This window comes from Streptomyces sp. NPDC018964, from assembly GCF_044390325.1.
Taxonomy (GTDB): Bacteria; Actinomycetota; Actinomycetes; order Streptomycetales; family Streptomycetaceae; genus Streptomyces.
This window is the reverse complement of the sequence record NZ_JBIRYZ010000001.1, coordinates 255,644-278,694: the sequence shown is the minus strand read 5'-3', so window position 1 is coordinate 278,694 and position 23,051 is coordinate 255,644. Positions and strand designations below refer to the sequence as shown.

Genomic DNA, 23,051 nt, shown 5'->3' with positions numbered 1-23,051 from the left:
CGGCCGGGGGAAACCCCAGGTCAGACGGGCAACGGGACGTGGCGCAGCTTGGTAGCGCACTTGACTGGGGGTCAAGGGGTCGCAGGTTCAAATCCTGTCGTCCCGACTTGCTGAACAGCAGGCCGGAGGCCGCATCGGGAACACCCGATGTGGCCTCTCCTCGTTGCCCCGTGTTCTCCGCCCGCTGGTCTCCTGCAACCACGGTTGAGTCCGCCCGACGGAGTACCGCCAGGGTTTACCGCGATCGTCAACCGGCGGACTGACGATCCGTCCGAGCCGGCGGCGTAGCTTCTGTTCTCGAGCGGGGAGCACCCCGCGAGGCCACGGGGGCAGCAGGGGGGGCGGACATGAGTTCATCCACGACCAGGAACGGTCACGGCAGGACAGGAGCTCTGTTCGCCTCCCTCTGCGCGGCGCTGACCGCGGCCACGGCCGTGGCGGTCTCGGGCTGCGCCTCGCCCGCGGACCCGGAGCCGGCGCGGTACACGGGAAAGCCGCGCGACCTGACGTACGCCGAGCAGGTCACGGTCGAGCGGGGGGAGGAGATCCTCGTCGGGAAGTGCATGAAGGAGAAGGGCTTCCCGTACTGGACAGGCCCGGTCGCGGGCGTCGCCGACCGGCAGGGCAACGGATACGTACTCACCGACGTCGCCTGGGCGAGGAAGTACGGCTACGGCCGGGAGCTGGACGAACGGGCGGAGCGGGCACGGCGGGAGGACCGCAACACCGCCTACGCCAGGACGCTGGCCGAACGGGACCTCGTCCGCTACAACACGGCCCTCGACGGCACGCCGTCCAACGGCGTGGTCACGGTCGACCTGCCGCTGGGCGGCACGGTGTGGACCCCCCGCGACGGCTGCCGGGCGACGGCGATGAAGGAGCTGTACGGCGACCTGCCGGCCTGGTTCCGTGCCAAGAAGACGGTCCAGAGCCTCACCGCTCTCTACGCACCGGACATCGTCGCCGACGCCCGCTTCCGGCGCGCGGTCGAGGACTGGGCCGCCTGCATGCGCGAAGCCGGTCACTCCTACGACACTCCGCTCGAGATCCGTGAGAAGCGGTCCGCGATCACCGAGGGGATGAGCCCGGCCGCCGCGCGGACCACCGAGGTGCGGCTGGCCGTCGCCGAGGCGACCTGCGCCAACAGCACCGCGCTGGCCCGCACCGCCCGCGCCCTGGAACACCGGCTGCGGAGCGAGAAGCTCCGCCCCTACCGCGACGACATCGCCGCCTTCCGGCGCATGAACCTCACCGCGCTGGCCCGTGCCGAGGCCCTCGGCGCCGGCACCGCGTCGCCCTGACGCGACGCGCCGACTTCCGCGTCCTCGAGCCGCGGAACGCACCACCACCGAACCACCCGTCCACACCCGAGCAGAAGGAGCGATCCACCATGCGCAAGATCCCCGCCGTACTGACGGCACTCGCCCTCGCGGCCCTGGGAGCGGGAGTTCCCGCGACGGCCGCACACGCCACCGCGCAGCCGGCCGCCACCTGCAGCGGCGCGTGGTCCGGCGCGACACCCGGCTACTTCTACGCCTACGACAGCGTCAACTGCGCCGGTTTCCTCGGAAAGGCGGCGGGCGACGACTCCAACTGGGGCAACAGCGCGGGCTCCTTCCAGGGCGGCGACACCAACAAGGCGAGCTCCGTGCTGAACAAGGGCACCTCGGGCATGGCCGTCGCGGTCTACAACGGCACCGGAACCGACTGGGGCGGCGGCTACAGCTGTCTGGCCCGCTCCGAGTACTACGCGAGCAACCTCAGCGACAACTACTTCACCAGCGGCGCCGGAGTGAACAACGGCATCAGCTCGCACCGGTGGGCCTGGAACTCCGAGTGCTACGGCAACTTCCTGACCTGATCCGAACCGGGGGAAGGGAGCCCCGGCCGCCGGGAAACCGGCGGTCGGGGCACCGCCGTACCCGTACGCTGCGGCCGTGCACAGGATCAAACGGCTGCTCGAACGACGAACCCCGTGGCTGGACGCCACGATCGCGGTGGCCTTCACCGTGGTGGCCGTCCTGCTCGGCCACGAGCCCGAACCGGGAACGGGCCGGCAGCCCCAGGACGGCCTCGGCACAGCCGTCACCTGCCTGGTCAACGCACCGCTCGCGGTCCGCCGACGGGCCCCGCTCACCGTCTTCGCGATCAGCGGCTCGGCGTGGGCGCTGTTCATCACCCTCGACTACTGGCCCGTCGTGAACTCGATGGGCCCCTTCCTCGCCCTCTACACGGTCGCCGCCCTGCGCTCCGTGCGCCCGGCGGTCGTCTGGATGTACGCCGGCTGGCGGGCCGGCCAGCCCACGCCCGCGGTCGTCGCCCAGGCGGTCGTCTTCCCGGCCGTCGGCTGCCGGTTCGGTGTCGCCGCCCGCGTCTCGGCCCGCCGCGCCGACCGGCTCGCCGAACTGGCCGGGCAACTGCGCCGCGAACAGGCGGACCGGATGCGCCGCGCGGTCGCCGAGGAGCAGCGCAGGATCGCCCGCGAGCTGCACGACGTGGTCGCCCACCACATGTCGGTGATCAACGTGCAGGGAGGACTGGCGCGTTACGTCTTCGACTCCGCGCCCGACACCGCCCGCGCCGCCCTGGACACGATCAACGAAACCAGCCAGGAGGGCCTCGGCGAACTGCGCCGCATGCTGACGCTGCTGCGCGCCGGTCCCGACGAAGCCACGGATGCCGAGCCGGACGGTCCGGACGGGGCGGGGACGACGCCGTACGCGCCGATGCCCGGCCTCGCCCGGCTCACGGAGATGGCCGAGCGGGTCAGGGCTGCCGGAGTCCCGGTGGACCTGCGGATACAGGGCACCGCCCGGCCGCTGGCGCCCGGCGTCGAGCTGTGCGCGTACCGCGTGGTGCAGGAGGCCCTGACCAATGTGATCAAACACGCCCGCCCCGCCGAAGCCACCGTGGTCGTCACGTACGGCCGGCAGGACCTGACGGTGACGGTCACCGACGACGGGACGCGGGAGCGATCGCTTCCGGACAACGTCCCGCCGTTGTCCGGCCACGGCTTGATCGGCATGCGGGAACGCGCCAGGCTCTACGGCGGCACGGTGGACGTCGGTCCGCGCGCCGACGGTGGATTCCGCGTGTGCCTCACCCTTCCCACCTCGGCGCCGGCCGGGAAGTGAGGGAATCGATTACGAGGATGATCAGGGTGCTCGTGGTCGACGACCAGGACCTGATCCGCGCGGGGCTCGTCGCGCTGCTGCGGGCCGCGCCGGGGGTGGAGGTCGTGGGAGAGGCGACCGGCGGCGAGGAGGCCGTGGCCCGCGCGGCGGACACCCGGCCCGATGTGGTCCTGATGGACATCCGCATGCCCGGCACGGACGGCATCACCGCGACCGAACGCATCCTCGCCGAGGCCGCCGCGTCCCCGCCCGGACCGGGGGAGCGGGCGGAGCGGCCGCCCCTGCCGCGCGTCCTGGTGCTCACCACCTTCGACCTCGACGAGTACGTGTACGCGGCCCTGCGCGCCGGCGCGTCCGGCTTCCTCCTCAAGGACACCGGGCCCGAGCGGCTGCTGGAGGCGATCGGTGCCGTCGCGCGCGGGGACCTGCTCTTCGCGCCGAGCGTGACCCGCAGGCTCATCGAGGCGTACGTACAGCGCTCGGAGCCGGTGCCGGACTCCCCGGCGTCCCTGGAGGCGCTCACCGCCCGGGAACGCGAGGTGCTGCTGCTCACGGCGAGAGGGCTGTCCAACGCCGAGGTAGCCGAGCAGCTCTTCATCAGCGAGGCGACGGTCAAGACCCACTTGAACCGCACGATGACCAAGCTCGACCTCGACAGCCGCGCCCAGGCCGTCGTCGTGGCCTACGAGACCGGTCTGGTGGTCCCGGGCGGCTCCGCCGGCTGAACCGGTGCCGGTGCCGGAGCCCGTACGCCGAGCGACGTGGTGAGCCACGGACGAGCCACGGACGGATGTCCTTGATATTGGCTTATGTCCTGTTTAGTGTTCGCCGGGTAGGCACCGTCGCGGGATCGGACACCCGCGCCACGATCCCGGAAGCGAGGTGGGGAGCGCGTGCACGCGAGGCGCGGACGTACCGGAAGGCCGCGACGGACGCGGGCGCTGGTCGCGCTGACCCTGCTGGCGTCGACGCTCGCCGCCTGCGGCGACGAGGACACCTCACGCCCCACCCTCAACTGGTACAACTTCCCCGACGACTCCGGCGCCCTGCAGAAGGCCGCCGACCGCTGCAGCCGGGCGTCCGGCGGCCGCTACCGGATCAGCTACAACAAACTGCCCCGAGCCGCCGACGGCCAGCGCCAGCAGATGGTGCGCAGGCTCGCCGCCGAGGACGACTCCCTCGACATCCTGGGCCTGGACGTCACCTGGGCCGCGGAGTTCGCCGAGGCCCGTTGGATCCGTGAGTGGACGGGAGAGGCCAAGCGCCGGGCCACCGAGGGCACCCTCCGCGTCCCGCTGCAGACGGCCACCTGGAAGGGCAGGCTCTACGCCGTCCCGTACAACACCAACACCCAGCTCCTGTGGTACCGCGAGGACCTGGTGCCCACCCCGCCGAAGACCTGGTCCGAGATGCTGAACATGTCCCGCGGCCTCGCCCGGCAGGGCAGACCGCACTACGTGGAGATCCAGGGCGCCCAGTACGAGGGCCTCACCGTCTGGTTCAACTCGCTGGTCAACAGCGCGGGCGGCACCATCCTCGACGCGAGCGCCACCGGGCCCTCCCTCGGCCCGCCCGCCGTACGGGCCGCCTCGATCATGCGGGAACTCGCGAACTCCCCGGCCGCCGACCCCTCCCTGCCCAACCAGATGGAGGACCAGAACCGCCTGGCCATGGAGTCGGGCGTGGCGGCCTTCGAGCTCAACTACCCGTTCGTCTATCCGTCGATGAAGGCGAACAACCCGCGGCTGTTCGAGAACTTCCGCTGGGCGCCCTACCCCCGCGTCGACGCCGACCGGCCCGCCCGCCCCACCATCGGCGGCATCGACCTCGCCGTCAGCGCCTACTCCCGCCACCCCGGCCTGGCCTTCGAGGCGGCCCTGTGCCTGCGCAACCGGGAGAACCAGCTCACCGCCGCGCTCGAGGGCGGACTGCCGCCCACCCTGCGCGCCCTGTACGACGAGCCCGCCTTCATGAAGGAGTACCCCTTCTCCGCGGAGGTGCTGGCCGCCCTGGAATCGGCGAGCGTACGGCCCCTCACCCCCGCCTACCAGAACGTGTCGATCGCCGTCTCCCACACCCTGTCCCCGCCGTCCGGGATCCAGCCGGAGAGCGCGGTCGACACCATCGGGGAACAGATCGACCAGGCCCTGCGATCCGAGGGTGTGATCCCGTGAGCACGATGGCGGAGCCGACGAAGGGCAGGACACCGGGCGGGAAGGAGCTCTCCGCCGGTGCCAGACAGGAACGCCGCCTGGGCTGGCTGCTGTGCGCACCGGCCGTCCTCGTCATGACCGCCGTGACCGCCTACCCCATCGGCTACGCCGTCTACCTGTCCCTCCAGCGCTACGACCTGCGCTTCCCGGGACGGGCCGAGTTCGTGGGCCTGAGCAACTACGGCGCGGTGCTGTCCTCCCCGTTCTGGTGGGACGCCTTCTGGGTCACGGTGTTCCTGACCGCCGTGTCCGTGGCCGTCGAGCTCGTCCTCGGCATGGGCCTCGCCCTGGTGATGCACCGCACGCTCTTCGCGCGCGGCACGGTGCGCACCGCCGTCCTCGTCCCGTACGGCATCGTCACCGTCGTCGCCGCCTTCTCCTGGCAGTACGCCTGGACCCCCGAACTCGGCTACCTCGCCGAGCTGCTGCCCAGCGGCGACGCCCCGCTCACCGAACAGTGGCCCGCGCTCTGGCTGATCATCCTCGCCGAGGTGTGGAAGACCACCCCCTTCATGGCGCTGCTCCTGCTGGCCGGCCTCGCCCTCGTCCCCGAAGAGACCCTCAAGGCGGCCATGGTCGACGGCGCCACCCCCTGGCAGCGGTTCACCAAGGTCGTACTGCCGCTGATGAAACCCGCCGTCCTGGTCGCCCTGCTCTTCCGGACCCTGGACGCGTTCCGGATCTTCGACAACATCTACGTCCTCACCTCGGGCGCCCAGGGCACCGGCTCCCTGTCGATCCTCGGCTACGACAACCTGTTCACCGCGCTGAACCTGGGCATCGGGTCGGCGATCTCGGTCCTGATCTTCCTCTGCGTCGGGATCATCGCCTTCACCTTCGTCAAGCTGTTCGGCGCCGCCGCACCGGGCGCGGAGGTGAAGCGCTGATGACCGCCGCAGGCAAGTCCCACGCCACCCGCTGGGGCGTCGTCAACGTCGTGGTGGTGCTGTACGCCCTGTTCCCGGTGTGGTGGATCGCCGCACTGTCGTTCAAGGACCCCGGCACCCTCACCGACGGCAACTACATCCCGCGGGACTGGACCCTCGAGAACTACCGGGGCATCTTCGAGACCTCCGAGTTCACCCGGGCGCTGGTCAACTCGATCGGCATCGCCCTGATCGCCACCGTGATCGCGGTGATCCTCGGCACCATGGCCGCCTACGCGGTGGCCCGGCTGCGGTTCCCCGGCAAGCAGGTCCTCATCGGCATGTCGCTGCTCATCGCCATGTTCCCGCCGATCTCCCTGGTCTCCCCCCTGTTCAACATCGAGCGGATCATCGGGATCTTCGACACCTGGCCCGGGCTGATCATCCCGTACATGACCTTCTCGTTGCCGCTGGCGATCTACACCCTGTCGGCGTTCTTCCGGGAGATCCCCTGGGACCTGGAGAAGGCCGCCAAGGTGGACGGGGCCACGCCCGCGCAGGCCTTCCGGCTGGTCATCGTGCCGCTCGCCGCGCCCGGCGTGTTCACCACCGCCATCCTCGTCTTCATCTTCTGCTGGAACGACTTCCTGTTCGCGATCTCGCTGACCTCCACCGAGTCCGCGCGCACGGTCCCCGCTGCCATCGCGTTCTTCACGGGCAGTTCGCAGTTCCAGCAGCCCACCGGCTCGATCGCCGCCGCCGCCGTGGTGATCACCATCCCGATCATCATCTTCGTCCTGCTCTTCCAGCGGCGGATCGTCGCCGGACTGACCTCCGGGGCGGTCAAGGGATGAGCGTGAAGGCAAGGAGGCGCCGCCCATGGCCGAGATCGTCCTAGAGGGAGTCACCAAGCGCTATCCCGACGGCTCCCTCGCCGTGCGGGAGGTGGACCTCGACATCGCCGACGGCGAGTTCGTGATCCTGGTCGGCCCGTCCGGCTGCGGCAAGTCGACCACCCTGAACATGATTGCCGGCCTCGAGGACATCACCGAGGGCACCCTGCGCATCGGCGGCCGGGTCGTCAACGACCTCGCCCCCAAGGAGCGGGACGTCGCCATGGTGTTCCAGAGCTACGCCCTGTACCCGCACATGAGCGTGCGGGAGAACATGGGGTTCCCGCTGCGGCTGGCCAAGGTGGACAAGGCCGTCATCGACAGCAAGGTCGAGGAGGCCGCCCGGGTGCTCGACCTGGGCGAGTTCCTGGACCGCAAGCCCGCCAACCTCTCGGGCGGACAGCGCCAGCGGGTGGCGATGGGGCGGGCGATCGTCCGCGACCCCAAGGCGTTCCTCATGGACGAGCCGCTGTCCAACCTGGACGCCAAGCTGCGGGTGCAGATGCGCACCCAGATCTCCCGGCTGCAACGCCGCCTGGGCACCACCACCGTGTACGTCACCCACGACCAGACCGAGGCGATGACGCTCGGCGACCGGGTCGTGGTGATGCGGCAGGGCCTGGTCCAGCAGGTCGGCACCCCGGCCGAGCTCTACGGCATGCCGCGCAACCTGTTCGTCGCGGGCTTCATCGGCTCCCCGGCGATGAACTTCGTGGGTGCCTCCCTGTCCGGCGGCGTCCTGCGCACCGCGCTGGGCGATCTGCCGCTCGACGACCGTACGCGCCGGATGCTGGAACGGCGGGACGCGCCGCGCGAGGTGATCGTCGGGCTGCGCCCCGAGGCCTTCGAGGACGCGAGCCTGGCGCGGGAGACCGGCGGCCCCGTCGTCACCGCCACCGTGGACGTGCTGGAGTCGCTGGGCTCCGACGCGTACGTCTACTTCAGCGCGGAGGGCGGGCCGGTGACCACCGCCGAACTGGAGGAACTCGCCACGGACTCGGGCGCGCGCGACACCGGTGCCCAGGGAGCCCAGCAGATCGTGGCCCGGCTGGACGCCGCCACCCGGGCCCGCGAGGGCGCGCCCGTCGAACTCCGGGTCGACATGGGCAAGGCCCATGTCTTCGACCCGTCGACGGGCACGAACCTCACCCACGCGGAGGGCTAGCGCCTTCCCGTGTCAGATCGCGCAGCCCGCGTGGGCCAGCGCCTGCTTCAGCAGCACCCCGTGACCGCCCGGCATCTCGCTCTGCACCGCCTGCGACACGGCCTCCTGCGGGCTGAACCACACCAGGTCGAGGGCGTCCTGCCGGGGCCGGCAGTCACCCGTCACCGGCACGATGTACGCCAGCGACACCGCGTGCTGACGGGGGTCGTGGAAGGGGGTGATGCCCTGCGTGGGGAAGTACTCGGCGACCGTGAACGGCTGGAGCGACGCCGGGACGCGGGGCAGCGCCACCGGGCCGAGGTCCTTCTCCAGATGGCGCAGCAGGGCGTCCCGGACCCGCTCGTGGTGCAGCACCCGGCCGGAGACCAGAGTCCGGCTGACCGTTCCGTCGGGCCCGATGCGCAGCAGCAGACCGACGCTGGTGACTTCACCGCTGTCGTCGACGCGCACGGGCACGGCCTCGACGTACAGGATCGGCATCTGGGCGCGTGCCATCTCCAGATCGTCGGAGGACAGCCAGCCCGGCGTGGTTTCGGTCATGTCAGACATTGCTTGATCATACTTTCAGCGGTCAGGGCTTCACGGCTACCGCGCCGTACTGCGGCACCGTGACGACGGAGTCGGAGGCGGCGTGCCACCGCGAGCAGGACACCAGACCGGGCTCGACCAGTTCGAGCCCCTCGAAGAACGCGGTGATGTCCGCGGCACCGCGGGCGGTGATCGGGGGAGTGGCGTTCGCGTTCCAGAACTCCATGGCCGGGACCTGCAGTTCGCCGCCGACCTCGGGGTCGTACGTGGGGTGCGTGAGGACCAGGAAACTGCCGGAGGGCACCGCCGCCATGATCCGGCGGACGATCTCCCTGGCCTTGTCGGTGTCGAGCACGAAGTTGAGGATCCCCAGCATCATCACCGCGACGGGCCGCGTGAGGTCCAGGGTCTCGGCGGCGCGTTCCAGTATGGCGTCCGGGTCGTGCACGTCGGCGTCGATGTAGTCGGTGGCGCCCTCGCGCGTGCCGGTCAGCAGGGTGCGGGCGTGGACGAGCACGATCGGGTCGTTGTCGACGTAGACGATCCGCGAGTCCGGCGCGATCCGCTGCGCGATCTCGTGGGTGTTGTCCGCCGTCGGCAGGCCGGTGCCGATGTCGAGGAACTGCCGCACACCGCGCTCGCGGGTCAGATACGTCACCGCCCGGCCCAGGAAGTCCCGGTCCGCGCGGGCGATGTCCCGGACCACCGGGTTGATCGAGGCGACGTGGTCGCCGACCTGCCGGTCGACCTCGTAGTTGTCCTTGCCTCCGATCCAGTGGTTCCACACGCGCGCGTTGTGCGCCACACCGGTGTTCAGCCTCGCCGATCCGCTCGGCGGGGTGTGGCTCTCGCTCACGGTCCCTCCCTCTCCCTCGCTCGTACGGCCGTGACCGGGCCGCCGCGGCCATTGTGCCGCGTGGTGATCACGTTGTCCCGTGAACGGGGGAGCGGGAAAGCCCTGTTGGCGTGAGGTCACGTGTCCTCGGCCCGGCCGAGTGCGTCCTCGGCCACGTGCGCGTCGACCGCCGCGCGGACCAGCGCCGCCGCGAGGACGGCCGGTTCGATGCGTCCCGCGAGGGCGAGGAGCCGGTCCGGGTCCTGCGGCAGCCCCAACCGCCGTGCGCCGTCGAGGGCCTTGGCGTCCAACAGCGGCGCCGCCTCCGGCCAGACGCGCTGGACCTCGCGCAGGAAGATGTCGGCGCCCACCGGGCCCATGCCGGGGAACTCCCGCAGCAGACTGCGCAGTTCACCGATGTCGCCGTCCGCCTCCGCGCGGAGCCCGCGCAGGTCACCGCCCCAGCGCTCGATCAACAGCTCGGCGCCGTCGCCCAGTTGGGTCGCGGTGCGTTCGTCGTAGCGCCGGTAGCCGCCCCGGCCGAGCGCGTCCACCCGTTCCTGCCAGTCGGCCCGGGCCATGCGGCGGGGGTCGCGCAGCCCCGCCTCGTGCAGGGCACGGGCGGAGGCCACGGCGATCGATCCCTTGATGCGGGCGCTGAGCAGATGGGCCAGTACCAGCAGCCGGTACAGCGGCTGCGGGGTGTCCTTCAGCCCGATGCCGGCCTCCTCCGCGTACGTCCGGCCGTACGCGCCGACGAGGGCACGGACCACCCGCTCGTCCCGGCCGGCCACGGCGGCTACGGCTTGAGCGGGTCGTGGCCGAGGGTCATCAGACGGTGCCGGCGGGGCGTGTCCTCGGCCACGGGCTCGTTCTCCGGGTCCGTCTGCGCCGTGACGGTGTCCACGACCTCCGCCATCACCCGCAGGTCGTCCTCGGTGAGGTCGGTGCGGCGTTTCTGCAGGATGGCGAGGACGTGCTGTCCCGTCTCGCTGCCCGCCCGGTCCGGCAGCGGCTCGGTCGTCTCGTCGGCCTCGCTCACCCGCAGCCAGGCCGCCAGTTCCGCCGAGGTCATGTTCACCACGCGGTGGAAGTCGTCCCACAGCGCGTCCCTCTCGAGGGCGTCGCTCATGATGTGCCCCTTACGTGCGTGTGCTCCGGCGTCGTGACGGTCAGGACTCGCCGGGGAAGTTCTCCGCCTCGAACATCCAGCGCTGCTTCTCCAGGTCCGCGGTGATCGAGATCAGCAGGTCCTGGGTGACCGGGTCCGCCTTCTCGGTGGCGTCGATGCGCTCGCGCAGGCGCGTGACGGCCGTGCCGAGCGCCTCCGTCATCACCTCCACGGCCTGGGAGTCGCGCAGCCAGCCCTCGGCCGGGGCCGGCAGTGAGAAGACCTTGGCGATGGTCTCCGGGCGGCCGTCCGGCGGCACGCCGAGCGTCGCGGCCCGTTCCGCCACGGTGTCGGCGTGGGTGCGGGAGGCGGAGACCACCTCGTCCAGCTGGAGGTGGACGGAACGGAACCGCGGGCCCACGACGTTCCAGTGCGCCTGCTTCCCGATCAGCGACAGCCCGAGCAGATCCACCAGGGTGTCCTGGAGGGCCTCGCAGGAGATCCGGCGGGCCTCGTCGGGCAGGGTGCTCCTCACAACGGTCATGGGGTGCTGTTCCTCCTTCTCGAATCGTCCGTGGTACGTGCGGAGTGGCGCCGGGCACCCGTCCTCGCCGGCGGCGAGGTTCCGCGGCGCCGGCCTCGTCGGTCCCGCGGGAAGGACGACTCCGGGTCCCCTCCCGCACGGGCCGAGCTCCGCGACCACTCCATGAATGCGCGGGTGCCCCCGGCCCTCCGGCGCAAACGCGGCCCCGGAGCGGGCGACTTCCCAGGGGGCCGTCCGGCGGTCTATAGTCCGAAACTAGCGGTGCTAATTAATAGTGTCGCCGGTCACACGGCACAGCCGTCGGCATCGGTCAGGAGTCCCCTCGTGCGTCCCGTCCACTTCGCGGCCGCCCGCCGCACCCCCATCGGCAAACTGCGCGGAGCCCTCTCCACCGTACGGCCCGACGATCTCGCCGCCGCCGTGATCCGCGGCCTGGTCGCCGACGTGCCCGCCCTGGACCCGGCCCGCGTCGACGAGGTCTACTGGGGCGCCGCCAACCAGGCCGGCGAGGACAACCGCAACGTCGCCCGCATGGCCGCGCTGCTCGCCGGGCTCCCCGAGTCCGTCCCGGGCGCCACGGTCAACCGGCTGTGCGCCTCCGGCCTCGAGGCCGTCACCACCGCCGCCCGCACCATCGCGGCCGGCGAGGCCGACATCGTCGTCGCCGGCGGCTCCGAGTCGATGAGCCGCGCCCCCTTCGTCCTGCCCCGCCCCGACGAGGCCCTCCCGCACCGCATGGAGACCGCCGACACCCGCCTCGGCTGGCGGCTGGTCAACCCCGCGATGAAGGACCTCCACGGGATGCTGGCCATGGGCGAGACGGCCGAGGAGGTCGCCGCCCGGTACGGCGTCCCGCGCGAACGGCAGGACGAGTTCGCCCTGCGCAGCCACCAGCGCGCCGCCGAAGCCCGTAAGAACGGTCACTTCGACGACGAACTCCTGTCCGTGACCCGCCCGGACGGAGTGGTCGTCGACACCGACGAATGCGTCCGCGAGGACACCTCCCTCGAGAAGCTGGCCCGGCTGAAGCCGGTGTTCCGCGCCGGCGGTTCGGTCACCGCGGGCAACGCCTCCCCGATGAACGACGGCGCCGCCGGCCTGATCCTGGTCAGCGAGGAGGCCCTGAACGAGCTGGGCCTGGAGTCGCTCGGCCGCTACGTCGCCGGCGCCTCCGCCGGCGTCCATCCGGACGTCATGGGCATCGGCCCCGTCCCCGCCACGCGCAAGGTGCTCGCCCGCGCCGGCTGGACCGTCGGCGACCTCCAGGAGGCCGAGTTCAACGAGGCGTTCGCCGCACAGGCCCTGGCCTGCGTCGACGAGCTCGGCATCGACCCCGGCCTGGTCAACCCCAGCGGCGGTGCCATCGCGCTCGGCCACCCGCTGGGCTGCTCCGGCGCCCGCATCCTCACCACCCTGCTGCACCGCATGCGCCGCACCGGCGCCGGACGCGGCCTGGCGACCATGTGCGTGGGCGTGGGACAGGGCAGCGCGGTGCTGGTCGAGAGGCACTGACCGGCACCCCCGGAGCCATCGGGTGAGACGGTCCTTACGGGCGTCGGATGCTTGCGCATAGCATCTGTCCTCGTAATGAACATGATGACGCCCTGGCACCTCGACGGCTGGGAATTCGCCGCGCTCGCCTTCGCCGCCCTGCTCGTCGGCTTCTCCAAGACCGCCGTCAGCGGGGCCAACACGGTCAGCCTCGCCGTCTTCGCCGCCGTGCTGCCCGCCAAGGCCTCCACCGGCGTCCTGCTGCCCATCCTGATCGCCGGGGACCTGCTCGCCGTCCTCACCTACCGCCGGCACGCCCACTGGCCCACCTTGTGGCGGCTGTTCCCGGCGGTCGCGGCGGGCGTCGTCGTGGGAACCCTGTTCCTGGTGTGGGCGGACGACGGGACCGTACGGAGCTCCATCGGGGCGATCCTGCTGCTGATGACCGGGGTGACGGTGTGGCGGCGGCGGACGGCCGACGCGGGCGAGGAGCCCGACGGGGCCGCCACCCGGGCCGGCCGCGGCAAGGCCCGCTCCTACGGCGTCCTCGGCGGCTTCACCACCATGGTCGCCAACGCGGGCGGCCCGGTGATGTCGCTGTACCTGCTCTCCGCGGGCTTCCGGAAACTCGGCTTCCTGGGGACCTCGGCGTTCTTCTTCCTGATCGTCAACACCTCCAAGCTGCCCTTCAGCGCCGGCCTCGGCCTGATCGACGCCGACTCGCTGCTCCTCGACGCGGCGCTCGTGCTGTTCGTGGTGCCCGGAGCGTTCCTCGGCAAGTGGGCCGTGAACAGGATCGACCAGCGGCTCTTCGAACGGCTGGTGATCGCGGCGACGGTGGTGGGCGGCGTGCAGCTACTGCTGCCCTGAGCGGGGCCCGGCCGACTGCCGCGGTGCGCGGGGTGCCTCGTGGAAGTGGTGGAGCCGGCTCGGCGCGGCGGTACGGCCGACCGTCGCCGCCAGCTTGCGCAGCCGCCGCCAGTCCATGCGCGGCGGGGCCTGCGTGGCGCCGGGCCGCCTGCGCGGCACCCGGACGCGCAGCGCGCCGGGTGCGATGCGGCAGTGGACGGGGGCGGGCAGGATCATGGCCTCCCCGTCGACCCCGGCCTCGATCTCCGCGCGGTCCGCCTCGATGACGACCTCGGTGGCGGTCACGATGGTGAGCCCGCTCGGCTCGGGGTTCAGCAGCAGGGCGGCGGCGCTGATGGCGCCCTCCAGCTTCACCCCGAGGACGCCGAGCGCGGCGGAGTCGAGCCGTTCCCGCCGCCCGAGACCGAAGGGGTCACCGGTGCGGTACGGATTGTTGCTGACCAGCACGGCCTGCGGCGCGACGAGCGTGGTGTCCCCCGCGCGGGCGACCAGCCGGGGCCCCTGCTGCCCGGTGAGCAGGCCGGGCAGCATCTCCAGACTGGTGCCGATCTTGTCGTCGCGGTAGGCGGGGCTCTGCACGATCGCCGCGTACGCGCCGAACGAGGCGTTGTTCACGAACGGCTGCTCACCCGCGAAACCCAGGTCGACACGGAGCTCGACGCCGTCCGTGAGCGCGTCGAGACAGGCGGCCGGGTCGCCGCGGTCGAGGCCGAGGTCCAGGGCGAAGTGATTGCGCGTCCCGGCGCTGATCACCAGGAACGGGATGTCGTGCTCCGCGGCCACGGCCGCCACCAGCGCCTGTGTGCCGTCGCCGCCGGCGGCGCCCAGCAGATCCGCGCCGTCCGCGACGGCGGCCCGGGCCAGCGCGGTGACGTCGTGCTGCCTGCCGGGCTCGAGCAGCACCACGCGGGCGCCCAGGCGTTCCGCCTTCTCCCGCAGCCGGAACCGGCCCACCTTGCCGCCGCCCGACCGGGGATTCATGATCAGCACCGGCTTGCGGGGCGGCGGCAGCCGCCGCTCGCGCACCGGGGCCTGCCCGCCGCCCGTGCCGCGCAGCGCGAACCTGCCGCTCCACACCGCCAGCACCCACAGCCCCAGGGACACCAGCAGTGCCCAGAACAGCGTCACCGCGAACAGCGCGATCAGACCCGCCGGCACACACACGGCGACCAGCGCGGACACCCACCGCAGCGGACCCCGCAGGGTCAGCGTCCACCACACGGCGGCCGCGCTGAGCCCCAGCCCCGCGACCCCGCACACCAGCAACAGCAGGCCGCGCAGCCCGCCGTAGACGAGGGGGGTCGCCACCGCGAGCGCGGCGGCGGCCAACGCCCCCCGCGCCGCCCACCGCTGGGCGTGATAGCCCCGCCTGCTCCACTCCACGGCCATGCTTCCTCCAGTCACCCGGCGTCATCGTAGGGCGTGCGCGTACGGGTGTGCGGCCGGATGCCGATCTTCGTCGGGCGGGCCGGTGCCGGACCCGGCGTCCGGGCCTCGTACCCTCGGCGCCATGTCCCCCCACGTCCTGGTTCTCGGCGGCACCGCCGAGGCACGCGCACTGGCCGCCGAGCTGTCCGCCCGCCCCGGAACCAGGGTGACCACCTCCCTCGCCGGACGCGTGACCCGGCCGGGCGCGGTCGCCGGCGAGCTGCGCGTCGGCGGCTTCGGTGGCGCCCGCGGCCTGACGGACTGGCTGCGCGAGCAGCGCGTGGACGCGGTGGTGGACGCCACGCACCCCTTCGCGGAGACCATCACGGCGAACGCGGCACGGGCCGCGACCGTGACCGGGCTGCCCCTGGTGGTCCTGCGCCGCCCCGGCTGGCGGCCGGGCCCCGGCGACCACTGGCACCCGGTCCCGTCACTGGAGGCGGCGGCCGGCCTGCTGCCCCGGCTCGGGCACCGGATCCTCCTCACCACCGGCCGCCTCGGCCTCGCGGCCTTCGCCCACCTGACGGAACCCCACTTCGTCGTACGGTCGGTGGAGCCCCCCGAGCCGCCCATGCCCCCGCACACGCGCGTCCTGCTGGCCCGCGGCCCCTTCACCGTGGCCGGTGAGACGGCCCTGCTGCGCGAGCACCGCGTCGACGTACTGGTGACCAAGGACAGCGGCGGAGCGGCGACCGCCGCCAAACTCACCGCGGCCCGCGACCTCGCCCTCCCGGTCGTCGTCGTACGCCGCCCGCCGCTGCCGGACGGCGTCACGGCGGTCGAGGACGTACCGGCGGTCCTGCGCCGGCTGGACGCCCTCGCCCGGCCCTGAGGACGGACGGCTCGCTCCGTGCCCCACCGCGCGGGACGTGGCCGGCGTCACCTTCACCGAGGTCCGCGGCGCGGGCCTCCGGGCCGTCGTACGCGACCGCCGTCGGCGGCGTCCCGGGGCCCCGCGCCGGCCGGTCGTGACCGGCAGGCCGTACCCGGCGGCCCGGCACTCCGCCCGGATGCGCCCCGGCGGGCCGGCGTCAGCGGCCGGGCACCCCCGACCGGCCGCTCAGCCCTCGGTCGGTCTGCGGCGCAGCAGATACGTGTCCATGATCCAGCCCTTGCGTTCCCGGGCCTCCGCGCGGAGCCGCTCGATACGGGGAGCCGCCTCGGCCAGCGGCCCGGAGACGAGGATCTCGTCCGGCGTGCCGATGTAGGCGCCCCAGTAGATGTCGACGTCCTGGTCGGCGTACGCGCGGAAGGCCTGGTGGGCGTCGAGCATCACCACCACGTCGTCCACGCCCTCCGGGAACCCCTCGGCGAGCCGCCGCCCCGTGGTGATCTGCACCGGGCGGGCGACCCGGTTGAGCCCGGTCCGGTGCCGGGCGACGAGCGCCGACACACTGCTGATGCCCGGCACGACGTCGTAGTCGAAGGCGACACGGCCCCGCTCCAGGACCTCCTCGAGGACGCCGATCGTGCTGTCGTACAGCGCCGGATCCCCCCACACCAGGAACGCCCCGGTCTGGTCCTCACCCAGCTCCTCGGAGATCATCCGCTCGTAGATGTCCGCGCGGGCACTGCGCCAGTCCCCGACGGCGGGGGAGTAGGCCGGCCCGCCGGCCGTCCGGTCCCGCTCCGGGTCACGTGCCTCGACGACGCGGTAGCCGCCCTCCGGTATGTGCGTGTCGAGCATGTCCCGGCGCAGCCGGGTCAGGTCCGCCTTCGCCTCGCCCTTGTCCAGGATGAAGAACACGTCCGTGCTCCGCAGTGCCTTGACCGCCTGCAGGGTCAGCTGGTCGGGGTCGCCCGCGCCGATACCGATGACATGAATCTCTCGCACGCCCCGAGTCTGCCGCACCGCACCGACAGCGCGTGCACCGGACCCGATCCCTCCGTCAGGAGGCCCCGCGCAGCCGGGGCGCCCGCGCCCCCGCGTCCACCGGGGCACCCGCCTCCACCTCGGCGGCCAGCTCGCGGGCCCAGGCGATCATGCCCGGAAGGTCGATCCCGTGCGGCCGGTGGCCGGCCCCCGAGGCCCACGCCTCCGCCGCACCGGCCCCCCGCCGCAGCAGCCGCGCCCCGCCGGTGACGTTCCCGCGCGCGGCATGGGTGAGCCCCACGGCGAGCTGCGCCAGCCCCCGCCACAGCTCGCGCTCCTCCTCCGGCCCCGACTTCCAGGCGTCCTCGAACACCTCGTGCGCGTGGAACGGCTTCCCCTCGTCCAGCAGCCGCTGCGCCTCCGCGACGCTCTCCTCCGGCCGCCGCACCACCCCCTCGGGCTGCCGGGGCACCCCCGACGCCCCGTACGGCAGGGGCCGCCCGAGCCCGTCCCGCGGCCGGGCGTTGCGCGCCCGCCCCTCGCTGTCCCGGTCCCGCGCGGCGGCCGTCCGGCCCGACGGCGTGCTCTCCATGCTGCCCATACGCCGATTGTCCCGCGCCCGCTCCGATTCGGGCCGAGCCGGGGGCGTGGGGTAAAGTGCTGTTCGCGCGATCACGCGGATCCACCCCGTGTGAGCGCACCGGGACGTGGCGCAGCTTGGTAGCGCACTTGACTGGGGGTCAAGGGGTCGCAGGTTCAAATCCTGTCGTCCCGACTTTGTGAAGTCGCGGTCCAGGGGCCGTTCCAGCGGAGAGCTGGAACGGCCCCTGGCCGTTTTCGGGGCGCCGGCCGAGGACAGGTGGCGTGGGGACGCCGTGGTGACCGCGACGACGGGGGTCCGGGAACGCTCCGTCACGCCTGTTCGGTCAGGGGTTCGAGGGCTGTCCGTCTCGGTGTGCTCCGGCGCCCCGCGCCGTAGGCTGGCGCCGCCGGGCGCACGGCCCGGTCCGGAGCGGGCGGAGGGGACATGCCGGAGGAGCTGGCGCGGTTCGGACTCGGCGACGGGGACGCCGCGGTGTACGTGGCTTTCGAGGACCAGGATCCGGAGATCGTACGGGCCCGGAGCCGTGACCGGTCGGGGAACGGTGCCGTGGACGTCGCGGCGGGACGGTTCGAGGAAGGGCTCGACCAGGTCCGGCAGATGGCCGGACGGACGCTGGAGCGGATGGTGTCGCTGCCCGCCCCGCCGTCGACGGTGGAGCTCGAGTTCGGGGTGAAGTTCAACGTGGAGACCGGTGCGGTGATCGCCCGTACCGGGGTCGAGGGGCACCTCAAGGTCAAGGTGGTCTGGGAGCGGGGCGAGCGGCACCGGCGACCCGAGGAGGACGAAGCGCCCCCGGCCGGAGGTCAGTCGGGCGCGCAGGCGGGGGCGGACGGCGAGGGCTGAGCCGTCGGCGGGACCGCGGGAGCGGCGACCGGCCCGGCCGCGGGGTCGGACGCCGGATCGGACGCAGGGCTCGCCGTGGAGTCGGCCGCCGCCACCGTCGTCCCGCCGGTGGCCACGGGCGCGGGCTTCGGCTCCGGCGGCCCGGGCTCCCGGACAGGGGTGCGGGCGGCCGTCGGCACCGGGTCCGGGGCGTGTGCCGTCCCGGACCGGCCCTCCGCCGCCCCGTCCCGCTCCTCGGCCGTCTTCCGCGGCCGGCGCTCCAGCTGACTCCGGTACAGCGTCGTGCGTCCCGTCACCGCCGACGCGCACAGGACCGCCAGCATGCCCGGCCCCAGGAGGGAGGCGTCCGCGACCATCTCCGTCGCCATGACCAGCACGCCGAGCGGCGCGTTGGCCACGGGGCCCAGACAGGCCGCCATGCCCACCACCACGTACGGGAGCGGCCCGGCCGACGGCAGGTGCAGCGCCTCGCCGACGCGCCAGGCGAGCGCACCCGTCCCCGCGCCCACGACCATGCACGGTCCGAAGATGCCGCCGGACCCGCCGGAACCGACGGTCAGGGCCGTGCCCGCGATCTTCGCGAGCGGGATGGCGAGCAACATCAGTACGGGAAGGTCGGCGACGAGCTCGCGGTCGGTGAGCGCCTCCATCAGGCCGTACCCCGTGCCGAGCACACCGGGCACCAGCAGCCCGAGGACGCCCACGAACAGGGCGGCGACCGCCGGGGCGGCGATCCTGGCCGGCACGGACCGGACGCGGTCCTCGGTGCGCAGGTGCACGGCGTAGAAGGCGCCGGTGTAGAGCCGGCCGGCCAGTCCGCACAGCAGCCCGGTCACGGCGATCAGGACGAAGTCGCCGGCCCCGAAGCCCGGTCCGTCCGCCGAGTGCCGCCCGAGGACGGGCGCGAAGCCGTAGCACGCGCCGAAGACCAGCCAGCCCGCGCAGGCCGCCACGAGCGCCTTCGGCAGCACCCGGGCGTCCATCTCCCTGCGGTACAGGAGCTCCGCGCCGAGCAGCGCCCCGCCCAGCGGGGCCTGGAAGATCGCGCCGACGCCCGAGGCGAGACCGATCACCAGGGCGGTGCGGGCCTGCCGCCGGGACATGCCGGTACGACGGGCGATCACCGAGCCGAACGCCGCCGAGATCTGCGCGGCGGGCCCCTCCGTACCGCCCGAACCGCCGGAACCGAGGGTCAGCGCCGACGCGACGAGCTTCACCACCGTCGTCCGGCCGCGCATCCCGGACGGATCGTGGTGTGCGGCGGCGATCGCGGCGTCCGTCCCGTGTCCGCGCGCCTCGGGGGCCAGCCAGACGGCGAACGCGGTGGCGAGGAGCGCGCCCCCGGCGGCCACCAGCGGAACGGCCCAGGGGCGTTCGGACGGGACCAGTTCACGGAAGCCGCCCTCGGCGGAGGTCCGGTACGGGTGGAATCCGGCGATGTCCTCGAGGAGTAACTCGGTGCACAGATGCAGGAGCCCGAACAGTGCCACCGCGCCCAGCCCCGCCACCGCGCCGATCAGCAGGGCCGGCACGATCCAGCGGGACAGCGGGTCGGTCGCGGCCTCCGGAGAGGGGAACAGCCGGGCCACGGACCGTGGCAGAGGACGATCGGCGGTGGAGCGAGGGCCTGTGGTCTTTCGCTTCCAACTCATCGGATCTCCCTGGCTGTTCGGGCCGTGTCGCACGTATTGTGACCCAGGGACAGGCAGGCCCGCGCCACCGCCGCGCCGCCTCGATCACGCCGTCGATGTATCGGTCATCTGTTTGGCGGGGGTGATGGATGGCCATGACATGGAGAAGAGCCCGCACGGTTCCGCGCACGACGCGGCGCGAGGACACCGGAGGCGGGCGGGCCGTGGGACACGCGTGCGACAGGGGGAGTGCATGAGGGCCGGTCCACCCGAGCGAGGTCCGGACGTCGTACCGCCCGCGAGGGCGCCGGAACCGACGGGCCGCGGGGAACCGGCGGACCTGCCGGACCTGCCGGGGGTTCCCCGGCTCCCGGATCTTCCGGACCTCCCGGATCTCGCGGGGCTCGCGCTGGAGGAGCTCCTCGACGCGCCGAACCCGGTGCTCGCCCGCGCCGCCCGGCGCGTCCTCGACCGGCTGATGGCCGAGGAGGCGCCGCTCGCCGCCTACAACTCGTCCGCCGTGCCCGTCGACGACCCCCCGGTGTGACCGTGCCCGGACGGTCCCGGCCGCCGCTCCCGTTCCGGGAGTTCCTGGTCAAGGTGCACAGCCGCTGCAACCTCGCCTGCCGCTACTGCTACGTGTACGAGAGCGAGGACCGGGGCTGGCGCACCCAGCCGGTCGGAATGACCCCCGCGACGGCCGCGCGGCTCGTCCTGCGGATCGCCGAGCACGCCCGCCGCCACGTCCTCCGTTCCGTCCGGGTGATCCTGCACGGCGGCGAGCCCCTGCTCGCGGGCGAGGCGTTCCTCGCCCGGTTCGTCCGCGGACTGCGGGCCGCGCTGCCCGCCGCCACCCGTGCCGAGGTGGCCCTCCAGACCAACGGCACCCTCCTCGACGAGACGCTCCTGGGGCTCTGCCACGCGGAGGACATCCGGATCGGTGTCAGTCTGGACGGCCCGCCCGCCGTCCACGACCGCTACCGCCGCGACCCGGCCGGCCGCGGCAGCCACGCCCGGGTGGCCGCCGCGCTGGAACTCCTGACCCGCCCGGAGCACCGTCCGCTCTGGAGCGGACTGCTCACCACGGTCGACCCGACGACCGACCCGCTCACCACGTACGACCACCTGCTCTCGTACGATCCGCCCGCCCTCACCCTCATCCTGCCGCTCGGCAACTGGACCGTCCCCCCGCCCGGCCGCGTCCCGGACCCGGCCCGGACCCCGTACGCCGACTGGCTCGTCCAGGTCTTCGACCGCTGGTACGGGAGCGGGAGCCGGGCGCCGCGCGTCCCCCTCTTCGAGTCGGTGATCGACCTGCTGCTGGGCGGCGCCTCCGGCAGCGAGGTGATCGGCGGCGGTCCGAGCCGGCTCGCCGTGATCGACACCGACGGTTCGCTCACGCTCTCCGACCATCTCAAGACCACCTACGACGGGGCCGACCGGACGGGGCTCAGCGTGCACCGCGACCCGTTCGACGCGCTGCTCCGCCACCCGGGCGTCGCGGCCCGCCAGGCCGGCCCGGCGGGGCTCTGCGCCGGCTGCCGGGCCTGCCCGCTGGTCGCCGTGTGCGGCGGCGGCCACTACCCGCACCGCTACCGGGCGGGATCCGGCGGCGCGGGCCACGACAACCCGTCCGTGTACTGCCCCGACCTCGCCCGGTTCATCGGCCATGTGGCACGGACCGTCGCCGCCGACTTCCCGAGGACGGCGAGGACGGCGAAGGCGGTGACGAGGACGGAGGCGGCGGTGATGGCGGGGCGGACTCCGGGCCGCCGGGGCGCGGAGCACGACGGATGAGCACCCGCTCCCCGTCCCCGCGCGCCTCCCGGCAGGACTTCTGGGAGTCCCTTGCGGCCGGTACCCCCGCTCCGGCCGCCCTCGCCGCTCTGCGCACCGCCCGCCGCAACCGCAACCTCCTGCTGCTCCGCGTCGCCCACCGGCGTCACCGGGCCGACCCGCACTGGGCGGCGGCGGTGGCCCTGCTCGCCGAGGTCCGGCGCGCCCGGCCGGAGGTCTTCACGGAACTGCTCGGCGGCCCGGAGGCCGGCGCCTGGCTCGCCCGGCACGCCCTCCCCCGCGTCCTCGAGGGCGGAGCCGCGCGCGGCACCGACCGCGAACCCGCCGCCGGACTCGCCCGTCTCGCCGCCGCGGCGGCCCTCCGCGCCGGGCTCCGCTTCCGGATCCGGGTGCCGGTCGCGGACGGTACGGCGCTGGTCCTGCCCGGGCTCGGCGCCGTCCTCTTCCCGGCCCCGGGCCCCGGTACCGCCACCGTCCTGTGCGACGGGGGCGGCGCCGCGGCCGTACGGGACGGAGAGCGGCCGGTACTGGTCCACGGTGCCCCGGCGGCCGGGCCCGACGGCACCGGGGGCTGGTTCCCCGTGCCGCGGCTGCGCCTCGGCGGCCGGGCCGCCGTACGGCTCGACACCCTCGACCCGCTGCGGCTCGGCGGCCCCGCGCCCCTGCCTCCCCGCCCCCTGCCGCCCGCCGAGCACGCGGGCTGGGTCCGCCGGCTCGACGGCACGTGGCGCTTGCTGACGGAACGCCACCCCGAGCGGGCGGAGACGGTCGCGGAGGTGCTGCGCGTGCTCGTGCCGCTCGGGGAGGAGGACGGGACCGGCTGGCGCAGCGCCTCGTTCGGCGACGCGACCGGACTGGTCGCGCTCTCCCCGGTCGACGACCCGGCCGAACTCGCCGCGGACCTCGTCCACGAGACCCAGCACTCGCTGCTCTACGCCGCCATGGACCTCGTCGAACTGCTCGGCTCCCCGCCCGGAGTCCGGGCCGACGCTCCCTGGAGCGACCGGCCCCGCCCGCCTGCCGCGCTGCTCCAGGGCAGCTCCGCCTTCCTCGTCACGGCCGGCTTCTGGCGCACCGAACTGCGGCTCGGCAACCCCGCCGCCCGCCGGCTGTACGAGCACAGCAGGCGCACCGCCGCGACGGCCCTCGCCACCCTCACCGCCCACGACGACTGGACGACGCGGGAGGGCCGGCGGCTGCTCGGTGCCCTGCGCGCCGTCCTCGCCTCGTGGGAGGAGCGGGACCGCCGGGAGGAGCGGGACCGTCGCCCGCTCCCGTGAGGCCG

At 73.5% G+C, this 23,051-nt stretch carries 24 protein-coding genes and 2 tRNA genes; 17 read left to right on the top strand and 9 right to left on the bottom strand.

From position 1 onward, the window contains the following. Positions 1–32 precede the first annotated feature (32 nt). The 9 genes from ACH5AO_RS01155 to ACH5AO_RS01115 all read left to right on the top strand — a co-directional run bounded on the left by ACH5AO_RS01155 (position 33) and on the right by ACH5AO_RS01115 (position 8,271). Positions 33–106, top strand: a tRNA-Pro gene (locus ACH5AO_RS01155). 241 nt (positions 107–347) lie between these two features. Further along, positions 348–1,301, top strand: a complete 954-nt coding sequence (locus ACH5AO_RS01150; protein ID WP_398920482.1) for a hypothetical protein — start codon at positions 348–350, stop codon at positions 1,299–1,301. Between the two features lie 89 nt (positions 1,302–1,390). Further along, positions 1,391–1,861, top strand: a complete 471-nt coding sequence (locus ACH5AO_RS01145) for a hypothetical protein (RefSeq protein WP_398920480.1) — start codon at positions 1,391–1,393, stop codon at positions 1,859–1,861. 76 nt (positions 1,862–1,937) lie between these two features. After that, on the top strand, positions 1,938–3,134 hold the full coding sequence (locus tag ACH5AO_RS01140) for a sensor histidine kinase (RefSeq protein ID WP_398920478.1): 1,197 nt from the start codon (positions 1,938–1,940) through the stop codon (positions 3,132–3,134). Positions 3,135–3,151: 17 nt separating this feature from the next. After that, complete coding sequence (locus ACH5AO_RS01135; protein WP_398920477.1) at positions 3,152–3,859, top strand: response regulator; 708 nt, start codon at positions 3,152–3,154, stop codon at positions 3,857–3,859. 168 nt (positions 3,860–4,027) lie between these two features. After that, positions 4,028–5,308, top strand: a complete 1,281-nt coding sequence (locus ACH5AO_RS01130) for an ABC transporter substrate-binding protein (RefSeq protein WP_398920475.1) — start codon at positions 4,028–4,030, stop codon at positions 5,306–5,308. After that, on the top strand, positions 5,305–6,234 hold the full coding sequence (locus ACH5AO_RS01125; RefSeq protein ID WP_398920473.1) for a carbohydrate ABC transporter permease: 930 nt from the start codon (positions 5,305–5,307) through the stop codon (positions 6,232–6,234). Before ACH5AO_RS01130 ends, ACH5AO_RS01125 begins: the two co-directional genes overlap by 4 nt. Beyond that, entirely contained in the window at positions 6,234–7,067 is an 834-nt protein-coding gene (locus ACH5AO_RS01120; RefSeq protein WP_398920470.1) for a carbohydrate ABC transporter permease, read from the top strand. Before ACH5AO_RS01125 ends, ACH5AO_RS01120 begins: the two co-directional genes overlap by 1 nt. A 25-nt stretch (positions 7,068–7,092) precedes the next feature. Next, positions 7,093–8,271 carry an ABC transporter ATP-binding protein gene (locus ACH5AO_RS01115; RefSeq protein ID WP_398920469.1) on the top strand — a complete coding sequence of 393 codons (1,179 nt, stop codon included), beginning with the start codon at positions 7,093–7,095 and terminating at the stop codon, positions 8,269–8,271. A 12-nt stretch (positions 8,272–8,283) separates the two neighbouring features. Here the strand turns inward: ACH5AO_RS01115 and ACH5AO_RS01110 are convergent, their stop codons facing one another. The 5 genes from ACH5AO_RS01110 to ACH5AO_RS01090 all read right to left on the bottom strand — a co-directional run bounded on the left by ACH5AO_RS01110 (position 8,284) and on the right by ACH5AO_RS01090 (position 11,289). Next, positions 8,284–8,820 carry an NUDIX hydrolase family protein gene (locus tag ACH5AO_RS01110; RefSeq protein WP_398920467.1) on the bottom strand — a complete coding sequence of 179 codons (537 nt, stop codon included), beginning with the start codon at positions 8,818–8,820 and terminating at the stop codon, positions 8,284–8,286. A gap of 22 nt (positions 8,821–8,842) precedes the next feature. Continuing rightward, on the bottom strand, positions 8,843–9,655 hold the full coding sequence (locus tag ACH5AO_RS01105) for an SAM-dependent methyltransferase (protein WP_398920466.1): 813 nt from the start codon (positions 9,653–9,655) through the stop codon (positions 8,843–8,845). Positions 9,656–9,771: 116 nt separating this feature from the next. Next, positions 9,772–10,428, bottom strand: coding sequence for an endonuclease (locus ACH5AO_RS01100; RefSeq protein ID WP_398920464.1), 657 nt, complete (start codon positions 10,426–10,428; stop codon positions 9,772–9,774). Between the two features lie 5 nt (positions 10,429–10,433). Then, complete coding sequence (locus ACH5AO_RS01095; protein WP_398920462.1) at positions 10,434–10,766, bottom strand: DUF3140 domain-containing protein; 333 nt, start codon at positions 10,764–10,766, stop codon at positions 10,434–10,436. A 40-nt stretch (positions 10,767–10,806) separates the two neighbouring features. Next, the gene (locus ACH5AO_RS01090; protein WP_398920460.1) at positions 10,807–11,289 is read right to left on the bottom strand and encodes a Dps family protein; all 483 of its coding nucleotides are present in this window, start codon (positions 11,287–11,289) and stop codon (positions 10,807–10,809) included. Between the two features lie 324 nt (positions 11,290–11,613). Here ACH5AO_RS01090 and ACH5AO_RS01085 point away from each other — a divergent pair, with 324 nt between their 5' ends. Then, complete coding sequence (locus ACH5AO_RS01085) at positions 11,614–12,801, top strand: thiolase family protein (RefSeq protein ID WP_398920458.1); 1,188 nt, start codon at positions 11,614–11,616, stop codon at positions 12,799–12,801. A 75-nt stretch (positions 12,802–12,876) separates the two neighbouring features. Then, on the top strand, positions 12,877–13,650 hold the full coding sequence (locus ACH5AO_RS01080; protein ID WP_398920456.1) for a sulfite exporter TauE/SafE family protein: 774 nt from the start codon (positions 12,877–12,879) through the stop codon (positions 13,648–13,650). On the opposite strand, the gene ACH5AO_RS01075 is transcribed toward ACH5AO_RS01080, so the two are convergent. Next, on the bottom strand, positions 13,636–15,039 hold the full coding sequence (locus ACH5AO_RS01075; protein WP_398921065.1) for a diacylglycerol/lipid kinase family protein: 1,404 nt from the start codon (positions 15,037–15,039) through the stop codon (positions 13,636–13,638). The genes ACH5AO_RS01080 and ACH5AO_RS01075 overlap by 15 nt on opposite strands. A 121-nt stretch (positions 15,040–15,160) precedes the next feature. Here ACH5AO_RS01075 and ACH5AO_RS01070 point away from each other — a divergent pair, with 121 nt between their 5' ends. Beyond that, entirely contained in the window at positions 15,161–15,910 is a 750-nt protein-coding gene (locus ACH5AO_RS01070) for a cobalt-precorrin-6A reductase (RefSeq protein WP_398920454.1), read from the top strand. Positions 15,911–16,138: 228 nt separating this feature from the next. Here ACH5AO_RS01070 and cobF read toward each other — a convergent pair whose 3' ends face one another. Together cobF and ACH5AO_RS01060 are read right to left on the bottom strand one after the other, a co-directional pair. Then, the gene (cobF, locus tag ACH5AO_RS01065) at positions 16,139–16,912 is read right to left on the bottom strand and encodes a precorrin-6A synthase (deacetylating) (protein WP_398920452.1); all 774 of its coding nucleotides are present in this window, start codon (positions 16,910–16,912) and stop codon (positions 16,139–16,141) included. A gap of 55 nt (positions 16,913–16,967) precedes the next feature. Continuing rightward, positions 16,968–17,492, bottom strand: coding sequence for a DUF309 domain-containing protein (locus ACH5AO_RS01060; RefSeq protein ID WP_398920451.1), 525 nt, complete (start codon positions 17,490–17,492; stop codon positions 16,968–16,970). A gap of 100 nt (positions 17,493–17,592) precedes the next feature. Here ACH5AO_RS01060 and ACH5AO_RS01055 point away from each other — a divergent pair. Continuing rightward, positions 17,593–17,666 (top strand) — tRNA-Pro (locus ACH5AO_RS01055). A 252-nt stretch (positions 17,667–17,918) separates the two neighbouring features. Beyond that, positions 17,919–18,338, top strand: a complete 420-nt coding sequence (locus ACH5AO_RS01050) for a CU044_2847 family protein (protein ID WP_398920449.1) — start codon at positions 17,919–17,921, stop codon at positions 18,336–18,338. On the opposite strand, the gene ACH5AO_RS01045 is transcribed toward ACH5AO_RS01050, so the two are convergent. Continuing rightward, a complete protein-coding gene (locus ACH5AO_RS01045; protein WP_398920447.1) occupies positions 18,299–19,990 on the bottom strand; it encodes a chloride channel protein in 1,692 nt (563 codons plus the stop codon). The two genes, ACH5AO_RS01050 and ACH5AO_RS01045, sit on opposite strands and share 40 nt — an antisense overlap. 232 nt (positions 19,991–20,222) lie before the next feature. Here ACH5AO_RS01045 and fxsA point away from each other — a divergent pair, with 232 nt between their 5' ends. From fxsA to ACH5AO_RS01030, 3 genes are read left to right on the top strand one after another with little or no spacing between them, the layout of a single operon-like run. Continuing rightward, the gene (fxsA, locus tag ACH5AO_RS01040; RefSeq protein ID WP_398920445.1) at positions 20,223–20,516 is read left to right on the top strand and encodes an FxSxx-COOH cyclophane-containing RiPP peptide; all 294 of its coding nucleotides are present in this window, start codon (positions 20,223–20,225) and stop codon (positions 20,514–20,516) included. Between the two features lie 2 nt (positions 20,517–20,518). Next, positions 20,519–21,766: an FxsB family cyclophane-forming radical SAM/SPASM peptide maturase gene (locus tag ACH5AO_RS01035; RefSeq protein WP_398920443.1), complete on the top strand. Its 1,248-nt coding sequence runs from the start codon at positions 20,519–20,521 to the stop codon at positions 21,764–21,766. Then, positions 21,763–23,046 carry an aKG-HExxH-type peptide beta-hydroxylase gene (locus ACH5AO_RS01030; RefSeq protein ID WP_398920441.1) on the top strand — a complete coding sequence of 428 codons (1,284 nt, stop codon included), beginning with the start codon at positions 21,763–21,765 and terminating at the stop codon, positions 23,044–23,046. The genes ACH5AO_RS01035 and ACH5AO_RS01030 overlap by 4 nt, the downstream gene beginning before the upstream one ends. Positions 23,047–23,051 lie beyond the last annotated feature (5 nt).

What these genes read in the sequence shown, in the direction of transcription:
- ACH5AO_RS01135 (WP_398920477.1), top strand. Translation starts at nt 3,152, where the DNA reads ATGATCAGGGTGCTCGTGGTCGACGACCAGGACCTGATCCGCGCGGGG.
- ACH5AO_RS01090 (WP_398920460.1), bottom strand. Translation starts at nt 11,289, where the DNA reads ATGACCGTTGTGAGGAGCACCCTGCCCGACGAGGCCCGCCGGATCTCC.
- ACH5AO_RS01150 (WP_398920482.1), top strand. Translation starts at nt 348, where the DNA reads ATGAGTTCATCCACGACCAGGAACGGTCACGGCAGGACAGGAGCTCTG.
- fxsA (WP_398920445.1), top strand. Translation starts at nt 20,223, where the DNA reads ATGAGGGCCGGTCCACCCGAGCGAGGTCCGGACGTCGTACCGCCCGCG.
- ACH5AO_RS01075 (WP_398921065.1), bottom strand. Translation starts at nt 15,039, where the DNA reads ATGGCCGTGGAGTGGAGCAGGCGGGGCTATCACGCCCAGCGGTGGGCG.
- ACH5AO_RS01115 (WP_398920469.1), top strand. Translation starts at nt 7,093, where the DNA reads ATGGCCGAGATCGTCCTAGAGGGAGTCACCAAGCGCTATCCCGACGGC.
- ACH5AO_RS01110 (WP_398920467.1), bottom strand. Translation starts at nt 8,820, where the DNA reads ATGTCTGACATGACCGAAACCACGCCGGGCTGGCTGTCCTCCGACGAT.
- ACH5AO_RS01060 (WP_398920451.1), bottom strand. Translation starts at nt 17,492, where the DNA reads ATGGGCAGCATGGAGAGCACGCCGTCGGGCCGGACGGCCGCCGCGCGG.
- ACH5AO_RS01080 (WP_398920456.1), top strand. Translation starts at nt 12,877, where the DNA reads ATGAACATGATGACGCCCTGGCACCTCGACGGCTGGGAATTCGCCGCG.
- ACH5AO_RS01030 (WP_398920441.1), top strand. Translation starts at nt 21,763, where the DNA reads ATGAGCACCCGCTCCCCGTCCCCGCGCGCCTCCCGGCAGGACTTCTGG.
- ACH5AO_RS01070 (WP_398920454.1), top strand. Translation starts at nt 15,161, where the DNA reads ATGTCCCCCCACGTCCTGGTTCTCGGCGGCACCGCCGAGGCACGCGCA.
- ACH5AO_RS01050 (WP_398920449.1), top strand. Translation starts at nt 17,919, where the DNA reads ATGCCGGAGGAGCTGGCGCGGTTCGGACTCGGCGACGGGGACGCCGCG.
- ACH5AO_RS01120 (WP_398920470.1), top strand. Translation starts at nt 6,234, where the DNA reads ATGACCGCCGCAGGCAAGTCCCACGCCACCCGCTGGGGCGTCGTCAAC.
- ACH5AO_RS01045 (WP_398920447.1), bottom strand. Translation starts at nt 19,990, where the DNA reads ATGAGTTGGAAGCGAAAGACCACAGGCCCTCGCTCCACCGCCGATCGT.
- ACH5AO_RS01145 (WP_398920480.1), top strand. Translation starts at nt 1,391, where the DNA reads ATGCGCAAGATCCCCGCCGTACTGACGGCACTCGCCCTCGCGGCCCTG.
- ACH5AO_RS01095 (WP_398920462.1), bottom strand. Translation starts at nt 10,766, where the DNA reads ATGAGCGACGCCCTCGAGAGGGACGCGCTGTGGGACGACTTCCACCGC.